This is a genomic window from Pantoea anthophila (assembly GCF_006494375.1).
Classification (GTDB): Bacteria; Pseudomonadota; Gammaproteobacteria; order Enterobacterales; family Enterobacteriaceae; genus Pantoea; species Pantoea anthophila.
Map to the genome: position 1 here is coordinate 210,474 of NZ_VHIZ01000050.1, position 11,873 is coordinate 222,346.

Below are 11,873 nucleotides of genomic sequence, written 5' to 3' on the forward strand. Positions count from 1 at the left end.
CTGAATCCGTGAAAAACGTCACCATTCCTTCATTTTTATTACACTCTGCCTTATGGCATAAATCCTAATAACAGACGAAGGAAGCTCACCACCAGTCAGTTTCCGTGCTGCTTCTGACCCGGCCGCTGCGCTTAATAGGGTTATTGGCCACAATCAGAATGTTCAGGCAATCAGACAAGAGCGAATTTTTTTGGGCATTCCGCCTGTTTTCGCAATCTTGTATCACCCTCCTTAATGAATCGTTTCTCTGTTTGCCCTGAAATTAAGAATATTCGGAATGTCCCCGGATGCGCCCCGGTTTCTGCCGCTTCTATTTGCAGTTTTTACGCTTACTTTGCCGGATAAATCATTTAAGCCCACTGCGCTGCTCTGACAGTATGAAGGCATAAGTTCTCAACATTTGATAATCAATAACTTTTAGTTATAAGGAGTGATGATGCGAGTTATTACGCTGGCAGGCAGCCCACGGTTTCCCTCCCGCTCAACTTCCCTGCTGACGCTGTGTCAGCACAAGCTGGAGGCGCGTGGCGTTGAAGTCATTCCCTGGAATATTCACAACTTTCAGCCTGACGATCTGATCAATGCACGCTTTGATGCGCCTGCCCTGCTGGCATTACGCGAGGACCTGGCCTCAGCGGATGGGCTGATTGTGGCGACCCCGATCTATAAAGCCTCATTTTCGGGGGCGCTGAAGACACTGCTTGACCTGCTGCCGGAACGCGCGCTGGAACATAAAGTGGTGCTGCCACTGGCCAGCGGCGGCAGTGCCGGTCATATGCTGGCGCTCGACTACGCCCTGAAGCCGGTTCTCAATGCCCTGAAGGCGCAGGAGATTCTGCACGGCGTTTATGCCGAGGATCATCAGGTGGTTCATTATGACCGGCAGCCTGAATTGCAGGCCTCTCTGGCAGAGCGTCTGGATGAAGCGGTTTCCGCCTTCTGGCTGGCGCTGACCCGTCACCACCACCCCGTTGCGCAAGCGGTTTAAGGAAAGAGCAATGAAGCAGAGATTAGGAAAGTGGCTGGTTGCGGGACTTCTGCTGGCGGGCCTTCAGGTTCAGGCCGCTGAATCCGACCCGGCTGAGATTCGTATCGGTTATCAGAAAGGCTCAGTCAGCATGGTGCTGGCAAAGTCGCATCAGTTACTGGAGAAGCGTTTTCCCCATACGCATATTAAGTGGGTCGAGTTCCCGGCGGGCCCTCAGATGCTGGAAGCGCTGAATGTGAACAGCATCGATCTCGGCAGCACCGGCGACCTTCCGCCGCTGTTTGCGCAGGCCGCGGGGGCTGATCTGCTCTACGTAGGTTCTGAGCCGCCGAAACCGAAATCAGAAGTGATTCTGGTGCCGAAAAACAGCCCCCTGAAACAGGTGGCGGATCTGAAAGGGAAAAAAGTCGCCTTTCAGAAAGGCTCCAGCTCGCACAACCTGCTTCTGCGCGCGCTGCAGCAGGCGGGACTCTCCTTTAACGATATTACGCCGGTCTATCTGACGCCCGCCGATGCCCGCGCCGCTTTCCAGCAGGGCAACGTTGATGCCTGGGCTATCTGGGACCCCTACTACTCCTCCGTGCTCCAGCAGGGTAACTCGCGCCTGCTGATCGATGGCAGCTCGCTCAACCTGACCGGCTCGTTCTATTTAGCGACCCGCAGCTATGCCGAAGCCCATGGCGCCTTTATTCAGCAGGTGCTCGACACGTTCAGTGCGGCCGATGCGCTCACCATCAGCCAGCGGCAGCAGAGTACCACCCTGCTGGCTCAGGCGATGGGCCTGCCCGAACCGGTTATCGCCAGCTATCTGGATCACCGGCCGCCGACCCGCATTTCACCGGTCAGTGCCGAAACGGCCGCCGCGCAGCAGCGCACCGCCGATCTCTTTTATGCCAATCATCTGTTGCCAGTCAAAGTGACGATTCAGGATCGTCTCTGGCATCCCCACACCGTCACGCAATAAGGAGCAACAATGAGCGTATCTGTTTTCTGGTTCCTGCCAACCCATGGCGACGGACACTATCTTGGCACGGCTGAAGGGGCGCGACCGGTTGATCACGCCTATCTGCAGCAGGTGGCGCAGGCCGCTGACCGTCTTGGCTTTGGCGGCGTCCTTATCCCGACCGGCCGCTCCTGTGAAGATGCCTGGCTGGTGGCCGCCTCGCTGATTCCGGTCACTCAGCGTCTGCGGTTTCTGGTGGCGCTGCGGCCGGGTGTGATTTCACCGACGCAGGCCGCCCGTCAGGCCGCCACCCTGGATCGCCTCTCTAACGGGCGGGCGCTGTTCAACCTGGTGACCGGCGGCGATCCGGAAGAGCTGGCGGGCGACGGGGTGTTCCTCGATCACCGCGAGCGTTACGCGGAATCCGCCGAGTTTACCCGCGTCTGGCGTCGGGTTCTTGAGGGGGAAACCGTCGATTATGAAGGCAGGCATGTGCACGTTCGCGGGGCGCGGCTGATGTTTAAACCGGTCCAGCAGCCTCGTCCGCCGCTCTGGTTTGGCGGCTCCTCGGAACCGGCGCAGGATCTGGCCGCCGAGCAGGTTGATGTCTACCTCACCTGGGGCGAGCCGCCTGCGCAGGTTAAAGAGAAGATTGAGCAGGTGCGCGCGAAAGCGGCCGCTCAGGGCCGGACGGTGCGGTTCGGTATCCGTCTGCATGTAATTGTGCGTGAAACTAATGAAGAGGCCTGGCAGGCGGCTGACCGGCTGATTGCCAATGTGGATGACGCAACCATCGCAAAAGCGCAGGCGGCATTCCAGCGCGCCGATTCTGTCGGGCAGCGTCGCATGGCCGCGCTCCACGGGGGTCGCCGCGACAAGCTCGAAATCAGCCCGAACCTCTGGGCAGGTGTCGGTCTGGTGCGCAGCGGTGCCGGAACCGCACTGGTGGGTGATGGCCCGACCGTTGCCGCCCGGATCAAAGAGTATGAAGCGCTGGGTATCGAGACCTTTATTCTGTCAGGCTACCCGCATCTGGAAGAGGCTTATCGCGTCGGGGAACTCCTGTTCCCGCATCTCGACCTGCAGGTGCCGCTGGTCCCGCAGCCTCGCGTTGTTCAGGCGCACGGTGAAGCGGTAGCCAACGATTTTACCCCTGAGAAAAAAGTCGCCCGGGGCTGAGGAGAGCAGAATGGCCAGAACCCGAAAACGTCTTGCCGATACGCTGGTGCCGTGGCTGCTGCCTCTCCTGCTGATCGTGGTGTGGCAGATTGCCTCACAAACCGGCTGGTTATCAACCCGCATTCTGCCCGCGCCGGAGAAAATCGTGACCACTTTCTGGCGGCTGACCGTCAGCGGCGAACTGTGGCAGCACCTGGCGATCAGCAGCTGGCGGGCGCTGGTCGGTTTCGCTATCGGCGGCTCCATCGGTCTGATACTTGGACTGATTACCGGCACCTCAAAAACCGGTGAGCGTCTGCTCGATACCTCGGTTCAGATGCTGCGCAACGTGCCGCATCTGGCCCTGATCCCGCTGGTGATCCTCTGGTTCGGTATTGATGAGTCGGCCAAGATTTTCCTGGTGGCGCTGGGTACGCTCTTCCCTATCTACCTCAACACCTATCACGGCATCCGTAATATTGACCGCGGGCTGGTTGAGATGGCCCGCAGCTACGGTCTCTCCGGCTGGAGTCTGTTTATCCAGGTGATCCTGCCCGGCGCGCTGCCGAATATCATGGTCGGCGTGCGTTTCGCCCTCGGCCTGATGTGGCTGACGCTGATCGTCGCGGAGACCATTTCCGCCAACGCCGGCATCGGCTATCTGGCGATGAATGCGCGGGAATTTCTGCAGACGGATGTGGTGGTGGTCGCCATTATTCTCTACGCCCTGCTCGGTAAGCTGGCGGATGTCGCCGCGCTGCTGCTGGAGCGTGTCTGGCTGCGCTGGCATCCCGCTTATCAATTAAAGGAGGAGAACGCATGAGTCCGATTCTCTCACCGGCACGCCTCAACACCGGCACCCCGGTTGGCGTCAACGGCGTCAGCAAACAGTATGGCAACCGCACTATTCTTAATAAAATTGACCTGCATATCCCTTCCGGTCAGTTTGTGGCGGTCGTGGGCCGCAGCGGCTGTGGCAAAAGTACCCTGCTGCGCCTGCTGGCCGGACTGGAGCACTGCTCCAGCGGTGAGCTGCTGGCGGGCAATGCGCCGTTGCAGTCGGCGCGCGACGATACCCGTCTGATGTTCCAGGATGCGCGACTGCTGCCGTGGAAAAAAGTGATCGACAACGTCGGCCTGGGGCTGCGCGGACGCGAATGGCGCGGCGCGGCGCGGGATGCGCTGGCGGCAGTCGGACTTGCCGATCGGGCGGATGAGTGGCCTGCTGCGCTGTCGGGAGGCCAGAAACAGCGGGTTGCGCTGGCCCGGGCGCTGATCCATCGTCCCGGTCTGTTGCTGCTGGATGAGCCACTGGGGGCGCTGGATGCCCTGACCCGCATCGAAATGCAGGGACTGATTGAGTCGCTGTGGCAGCAGCATCACTTTACCGTGCTGCTGGTCACGCACGATGTCAGTGAGGCGGTTGTGATGGCGGATCGGGTGCTGTTGATTGAGGAGGGAGAGATCGGGCTGGATCTTCAGGTTGATTTGCCCAGGCCGCGACGCCGGGGATCGGCACGACTCGCCGAGCTGGAAGCGGAGGTGCTGGATCGGGTGATGCAGCGTACAGAGCGCACTCCACCGGTGCGGCTGGCGCAGCAGCGTTAAAAAAAGGCGGAGGCCGTCTCAGACGCTCCGCCTTTTTATTATCAGGCGTTCAGCGCCCGGGTGATTTTCTCGTAGAGATCGCCAGAGAGTTTATCCAGCGTCAGCAGTTCTTCCAGCGCCTCGCGCATCATCGCCTGACGCGTTTCGTCATAGCGTTTCAGGCGAATCAGCGGCTCCACCATCCGTGCCGCCACCTGCGGATTACGGGTGTTGAGATCAGTCAGCATCTCGACCAGGAACTTATAGCCGCTGCCATCTTTTGCATGGAAAGCAGGAGGGTTCGCTGAGGCAAAGGCACCCACCAGCGAGCGAACGCGGTTCGGGTTACTCATCGTGAAGGAGCGATGCGTCAGAAGCTGACGCACGCTGCGCATCACGTTGGCAGCCGGACTGGTCGCCTGCAGCACAAACCATTTGTCCATGACCAGACCATCCTGATGCCAGCGCTCATCATACGCCGCCAGCAGCGCATCGCGGCACGGCAGCTGCGCCGCCACAGCGGCAGAAAGAGCGGCCAGCGCATCAGTCATGTTGGTCGCCTGCTGATACTGCGCCTGCACCAGTTTGTCCGCCAGCTGCGCATCGCTGAAGGCGAGATAGGTCAGGCAGATATTTTTCAGGCTGCGCTGACCAATCGCCTCATGCTCCACGCGGTACTCAGGCTGCTGATTGGCGTTGTAAATCGCAAAGAATTCATCGGCCAGTTCGCGCGCCAGCGTACGCTGCAGCGCATCCCGCACCAGTGAGATGGCCTGCGGATCGATAACGTCAAACAGCTCGGCAATCTCATTTTCTGACGGCAGCGTCATGATCAGCGCGGTCAGTGCCGGGTCGCAGTCGGTATCAAGCAGCACTGCGCGGAAAGCGTCGGCGACGTGCAGCGGCAGCGACAGATGCTGACCCTGCTGATAGCGGGCGACATTGAGGCGGATATAGGTAGCCAGCAGGCTCTGAGCCGCATCCCAGCGGGAGAAGTCGTTGCGGGCATGGCGCATCAGGAAGGTAAGCTGCGCGTCACTCCACTTATAGTCGAGCTTCACCGGCGCAGAGAATTCACGCAGCAGCGACGGCACCGGCTGGAAGTAGACGTTGTCGAAAATAAAGGTCTGGAACTCCTCGGTAACATTCAGCACATGATGCACCGGCTGCCCATTATGCTGCAGCGGGATCACCTTGCCTTCGCCATCATAGAGTTCGATATCCAGCGGAATGTGCAGCGGTAGCTTCTCTTTCTGGTCGGCGGTGGCTGGCGTGTGCTGGGTAACATGCAGAGTGTACTGTTCCAGCTCCGGATTATAGTCGTCACGAACCGTCAGGACCGGTGTACCCGACTGGCTGTACCAGCGGCGGAACTGCGACAGGTCGACGTTAGAAGCATCTTCCATCGCCTGAACAAAATCATCACAGGTTGCCGCGCTGCCGTCGTGGCGCTCAAAATAGAGCTGCATGCCTTTCTGGAAATTCTCCTCACCCAGCAGCGTGTGCATCATGCGGATCACTTCCGATCCCTTTTCATACACGGTCAGGGTGTAAAAGTTGTTCATTTCGATCACCTGATCCGGGCGGATCGGGTGCGCCATCGGGCTGGCATCTTCGGCGAACTGGGCACCACGAACGATGCGCACATTATCGATGCGGTTCACCGCGCGCGAACCCAGATCGGAGCTGAACTCCTGATCGCGGAAGACCGTCAGCCCCTCTTTCAGGCTGAGCTGGAACCAGTCGCGGCAGGTCACACGGTTACCGGTCCAGTTATGGAAATATTCATGACCAATCACGGCTTCGATACCGAGATAATCTTTGTCGGTCGCGGTTTCAGCTTTGGCCAGCACATATTTGGCGTTAAAGACGTTGAGGCCTTTGTTTTCCATCGCCCCCATATTAAAGAAGTCCACTGCCACGATCATGAAGATGTCGAGGTCATACTCCAGACCGAAACGCTCCTCATCCCACTTCATGCTGTTTTTCAGCGAGGTCATCGCCCAGTCAGCGCGGTCGAGATTGCCGCGGTCGACGAAGATCTCCAGCGCCACATCACGGCCTGAGCGGGTGGTAAAGCTGTCGCGCAGCACGTCGAAGTCGCCCGCCACCAGCGCAAACAGATAGCAGGGTTTCGGGAACGGGTCCTGCCACTTCACCCAGTTGCGCCCCTGATCGTCCTGGCCGCCGTCGATCCGGTTACCGTTGGAGAGCAGGTAGGGATAGCGATTGCCGTCGGCATAAATGGTGGTAGTAAAACGCGCCAGCACATCCGGGCGATCGAGATACCAGGTAATATGACGGAAGCCTTCAGCTTCGCACTGGGTGCAGAGCGCCTCACCCGATTTGTACAGTCCTTCCAGCGCGGTGTTCTGATCCGGATGAATATCGTTGATGATTTTCAGGGTGAAGCTTTCCGGCAGCTGACTGATGACCAGCGCCCCCTCTTCTTCACGGAACGCCGTCCAGGGCTGCCCGTCGATTTCCAGCGCAATCAGCGTTAACGCCTCTCCGTCCAGGCGCAGCTCAGTCTGGCTGTCGCCCAGCCGTTTGACCTGGCTGATGGCCGTTACGCGGGTTGTCGACGCATCCAGTTCAAAGGTTAAATCGATGTCGGTGATGGTGTAATCAGGCGCACGGTAGTCGTGGCGATACTTGATTTGGGGCTGTTGCGTCATATTCCGTCTCGCGTTGTTATAAGTTTACCGGCAAAGTCTAAGCTTGTTACAACAAGCTTGCCACGCACAATGCAGCTAAAGGGTGAAATGTCTACAGTTTGTTAACAAAGGCACAGATTGGCCTCGACCCGCCGGACTGAAATATGCTGTGATCGGCTTCAGATAGTGAATTATACTTTTGCGTCTTTATGACTGTGTACAACACCGGGCTCTGCGCCACCGAACAGGATGCTGAAACGCGCCATGACAGGACATGCTTCCCCGATACTGACCTCGCTGCTGGATACGGACGCCTATAAGCTCCATATGCAGCAGGCCGTTTTCCACCGCTACCACGACGTAACGGTGACGGCGGAGTTTCGCTGCCGCGGCGACGAACTGCTGGGTCTCTACGCTGACGAAATTCGTGACGCGATAACCGCAATGCAAAATCTGGCGCTGACTGAAGATGAAGCGACCTGGTTGTCTCATCTTCCCTTCTTTCGCGAAGATTACCTGAGCTGGCTTCGCCAGTTCCGCTACAAACCGGAGCAGGTTGAGGTGCGCAATCACCACGGCAAGCTGGACCTCCGTATTCAGGGGCCGTGGCGTGAAGTGATACTGTGGGAGGTGCCGCTGCTGGCGCTGATCAGTGAGATTGTGCATCGTCATCGCACACCTCAGGTCACCACTCAGCAGGCGATTGACCACCTGCATCATAAGCTCAGCGACTTTAAAGCGCAGGTGGCCGACCTCGATATGTCACGCTTCCGCCTGATGGATTTCGGCACCCGCCGTCGCTATTCACAGGATGTACAGCAGTCGATTGTCGCAACGCTGAAACAGGATTTCCCCTGGCTGATTGGTACCAGTAACTATGACCTGGCGCGCCGCCTGTCACTCACGCCAGTGGGCACCCAGGCGCACGAGTGGTTTCAGGCGTTCCAGCAGATCAGTCCCGTTCTGGCGAACAGCCAGCGGGCAGCACTGCAGGCGTGGCTGGATGAGTATGACGACCAGCTGGGTATTGCGCTGACCGACTGTATCGCCATGGATGCGTTTCTGCGCGACTTTGGCCCGGTGTTCGCCCGCCGTTATCAGGGTCTGCGCCACGATTCCGGCGATCCGGTTGAATGGGGTGAGAAAGCGCTCGCCCACTATCAGAAGCTGGGTATCGATCCCTTAAGCAAAAATCTGGTCTTTTCTGACAATCTGAATCTCGATAAAGCGCTGGCGCTTTACCGCCATTTTGGTCAGCGAACGAATGTGGTTTTCGGTATCGGCACCCGTCTGACCTGCGATATTCCGGGCGTCACGCCACTGAATATCGTCATTAAACTGGTGCAGTGCAACGGTAAACCGGTGGCAAAACTCTCCGACAGCCCGGGTAAAACGATCTGTCAGGACAAAGCTTTTGTCAGAGCGCTGCGTAAAGCCTTTGACCTGCCGCTGGTGAAAAAAGCGAGTTAAATCCCCTCTTATCGGGGCGTCAATACGCCCCGCCTCTGCTGTAATAAATCTGTTTTCAGCCTGAATTTTGCTTGTTTCCTGAAGACTCGCAAGTAACATAGCAAAACCCCGGATGGGGCAACTTTTTTTACTCACTTCTTCTATATAGAGAGATATTTATGAGCGTAGTGCCTGTAGCGGACGTACTGCACGGTCGCGTCGCGGTTGACAGTGAAGTCACCGTACGTGGTTGGGTGCGTACCCGAAGAGATTCCAAAGCCGGTCTTTCCTTCATCGCCGTGTATGACGGCTCCTGCTTTAATCCCGTTCAGGCTGTCGTCAATAATTCTCTGAATAATTATCAGGATGAAGTGCTGCGTCTGACCACGGGCTGTTCGGTTATCGTCACCGGTAAAGTGGTGGCTTCGCCGGGTCAGGGCCAGGCGTTTGAGATTCAGGCGACCCATCTGGAAGTGGTGGGCTGGGTGGAAGATCCGGACAGCTACCCGATGGCGGCTAAGCGCCACAGCATTGAGTATCTGCGTGAAGTGGCTCACCTGCGTCCGCGCACCAACCTGATTGGCGCGGTTGCCCGCGTCCGCCATACTCTGGCGCAGGCGCTGCACCGTTTCTTCCATGAAAATGGCTATTTCTGGGTCTCCACTCCACTGATCACCGCGTCAGACACCGAAGGCGCAGGCGAGATGTTCCGCGTTTCGACGCTGGATCTGGAAAACCTGCCGCGTGACGATCAGGGCAAAGTCGATTTCGCTGAAGATTTCTTTGGCAAAGAGGCGTTCCTGACCGTATCAGGTCAGCTGAACGGTGAAACCTATGCCAGCGCCCTGTCGAAGATTTACACCTTTGGTCCGACCTTCCGCGCCGAAAACTCTAACACCAGCCGTCACCTGGCGGAATTCTGGATGCTGGAGCCGGAAATTGCGTTTGCTTCGCTGGATGATGCCGCAGCACTGGCCGAAGCCATGCTGAAATATGTGTTTAACGCGGTGCTGGAAGAGCGCGCTGACGACATGGCCTTCTTTGCTGAGCGTGTCGATAAAGAGGCTGTTGAACGCCTGCAGCGTTTCATCACCACCGATTTTGCTCAGGTCGACTACACCGATGCGATTGAGATCCTGAAGAACTGCGGTCAGACCTTCGAGAATCCGGTTTCCTGGGGTATCGACCTCTCTTCTGAACACGAGCGTTATCTGGCAGAGAAACACTTCAAAGCGCCAGTGGTCGTGAAAAACTACCCGAAAGATATTAAGGCATTCTACATGCGCCTGAATGAAGATGGTAAAACCGTGGCGGCGATGGACGTTCTGGCTCCGGGCATTGGTGAGATCATCGGCGGTTCACAGCGTGAAGAGCGTCTGGATGTGCTGGATGCGCGTCTGGAAGAGATGGGGCTGAATAAAGAGGATTACTGGTGGTATCGTGACCTGCGTCGCTATGGCACCGTTCCGCATTCTGGCTTTGGTCTGGGCTTTGAACGTTTAATCGCCTATGTTACCGGCGTACAAAATGTCAGGGACGTTATCCCCTTCCCACGCACCCCACGCAATGCGAGTTTCTGACATTCGGCATTAAATATAAGAAAATCATATATATAAAGAGGTCGGCACAGCCGGCCTTTTTTTATTTTTGTAAATTTTGAGTTCTCTCACAAAGTTCCGTCTTTTTTACATTTTGTAATACATATTTTCCTTTAGAAACCAGATTACGAGTTTAGTAGCATTTTCGCGCTAGAATTACGGCGGGGGGGATGGAAAGATGCGTGCAGACACAGGAAGACACCAAACTTCGTTGAGGGTTCTGTAAAGATTTCCTTACGGCAGTGGCAGGTGTACAAATAACTCCAATGAGGGTAATGAATAATGATGAAGCGCAATATTCTGGCAGTGGTTATCCCTGCTCTGTTAGCCGCCGGCGCAGCCAATGCTGCAGAAATCTATAACAAAGACGGCAACAAACTGGACCTGTACGGTAAAGCAGTTGGCCTGCATTACTTCTCTGATAATGATGGCAACGATGGCGATAACACCTATGTTCGCTTCGGCTTCAAAGGCGAAACTCAGATTAATGACCAGCTGACCGGTTACGGCCAGTGGGAATATAACGTTCAGGCGAACAACTCTGAAGGTTCTGACGCGCAGAATGGCAACAGAACCCGTCTGGGCTTTGCCGGTCTGAAATTCGGTGATGCAGGTTCAATCGACTACGGCCGTAACTACGGTGTGGTTTACGATGCAATCGGCTGGACCGATATGCTGCCAGAATTCGGTGGCGACTCAGGTTACTCTGATAACTTCATGAACGGTCGCAGCACCGGCCTGCTGACCTACCGCAACACCAACTTCTTTGGCCTGGTTGATGGCTGGGACTTCGCTCTTCAGTATCAGGGTAAAAACGAGCGCACCGGTACCGACGCCCTGCGTCGCTCCAACGGTGACGGCTACGGTGTGTCAACCAGCTACGTTTCTCCAATCGGTGTAGGCTTCGCAGCCGCATATAGCAACAGCGATCGTACTAACGCTCAGTCAGCAGGTGCGCGGACTACTGTCACTCCTTCCGAAGCGAATGGCGGCGGTGATGCAACGACCACTGTTACCGGTCAGGGCGCGGGCAAACGCGCTGAAAACTGGGCAACTGCTCTGAAGTACGATGCAAACAACGTTTACCTGGCTGCAATGTACGGTGAGACACGCAACTCAACACCATTTACTGCTACCGGTACTCTGGCTAACGGTAACACCTTCTCCACAACTGGCTCTGCAAACAAAGCTCAGAACATTGAACTGGTTGCACAGTATCAGTTCGACTTCGGTCTGCGTCCATCCATTGCCTACGTTCAGTCTAAAGGCAAGGACATCGAAGGCGTGGGCGATGCTGACCTGGTTAAATACATTGACGTCGGCGCAACTTATTACTTCAACAAAAATATGTCTACCTATGTGGACTATCAGATCAACCAGCTGGATGACAACAACCGTCTGGGTCTGAACTCTGATGACACTGTAGCAGTGGGCCTGGTTTACCAGTTCTAATCCTGCTTTCAACATGTTGAAAAACGGGGCCACGGCCCCGT

Annotated in this window: 9 protein-coding genes; 8 read left to right on the plus strand and 1 reads right to left on the minus strand. The window is 56.7% G+C overall.

The genetic code is table 11. The annotated features are described in order from the left end of the window. The first annotated feature begins 436 nt into the window (after positions 1–436). Genes ssuE through ssuB form a run of 5 tightly spaced genes read left to right on the plus strand, consistent with a single transcriptional unit; the run spans position 437 to position 4,697 of the window. Entirely contained in the window at positions 437–988 is a 552-nt protein-coding gene (gene ssuE / locus FJW00_RS13220) for an NADPH-dependent FMN reductase (protein ID WP_009091065.1), read from the plus strand. 10 nt (positions 989–998) lie between these two features. Beyond that, positions 999–1,952, plus strand: a complete 954-nt coding sequence (locus FJW00_RS13225; protein WP_009091067.1) for a sulfonate ABC transporter substrate-binding protein — start codon at positions 999–1,001, stop codon at positions 1,950–1,952. Between the two features lie 9 nt (positions 1,953–1,961). Further along, complete coding sequence (ssuD, locus tag FJW00_RS13230; protein ID WP_140028305.1) at positions 1,962–3,110, plus strand: FMNH2-dependent alkanesulfonate monooxygenase; 1,149 nt, start codon at positions 1,962–1,964, stop codon at positions 3,108–3,110. 10 nt (positions 3,111–3,120) lie between these two features. Further along, entirely contained in the window at positions 3,121–3,912 is a 792-nt protein-coding gene (ssuC, locus tag FJW00_RS13235) for an aliphatic sulfonate ABC transporter permease SsuC (protein ID WP_140924405.1), read from the plus strand. Next, the gene (gene ssuB / locus FJW00_RS13240; protein ID WP_009091072.1) at positions 3,909–4,697 is read left to right on the plus strand and encodes an aliphatic sulfonates ABC transporter ATP-binding protein; all 789 of its coding nucleotides are present in this window, start codon (positions 3,909–3,911) and stop codon (positions 4,695–4,697) included. The genes ssuC and ssuB overlap by 4 nt, the downstream gene beginning before the upstream one ends. 41 nt (positions 4,698–4,738) lie before the next feature. Here ssuB and pepN read toward each other — a convergent pair whose 3' ends face one another. Then, positions 4,739–7,354, minus strand: a complete 2,616-nt coding sequence (gene pepN, locus FJW00_RS13245) for an aminopeptidase N (RefSeq protein WP_140924407.1) — start codon at positions 7,352–7,354, stop codon at positions 4,739–4,741. 243 nt (positions 7,355–7,597) lie between these two features. Here pepN and pncB point away from each other — a divergent pair, with 243 nt between their 5' ends. From pncB to ompF, 3 genes are all read left to right on the plus strand, one after another. Continuing rightward, positions 7,598–8,803, plus strand: a complete 1,206-nt coding sequence (gene pncB, locus FJW00_RS13250; protein WP_140924409.1) for a nicotinate phosphoribosyltransferase — start codon at positions 7,598–7,600, stop codon at positions 8,801–8,803. A 158-nt stretch (positions 8,804–8,961) separates the two neighbouring features. Further along, positions 8,962–10,362, plus strand: a complete 1,401-nt coding sequence (gene asnS / locus FJW00_RS13255) for an asparagine--tRNA ligase (RefSeq protein WP_009091079.1) — start codon at positions 8,962–8,964, stop codon at positions 10,360–10,362. Between the two features lie 300 nt (positions 10,363–10,662). After that, positions 10,663–11,832 (plus strand): porin OmpF, encoded by a 1,170-nt coding sequence (ompF, locus tag FJW00_RS13260; RefSeq protein WP_285064648.1) that lies wholly within the window; start codon positions 10,663–10,665, stop codon positions 11,830–11,832. The last annotated feature ends 41 nt before the right edge of the window (positions 11,833–11,873 follow it).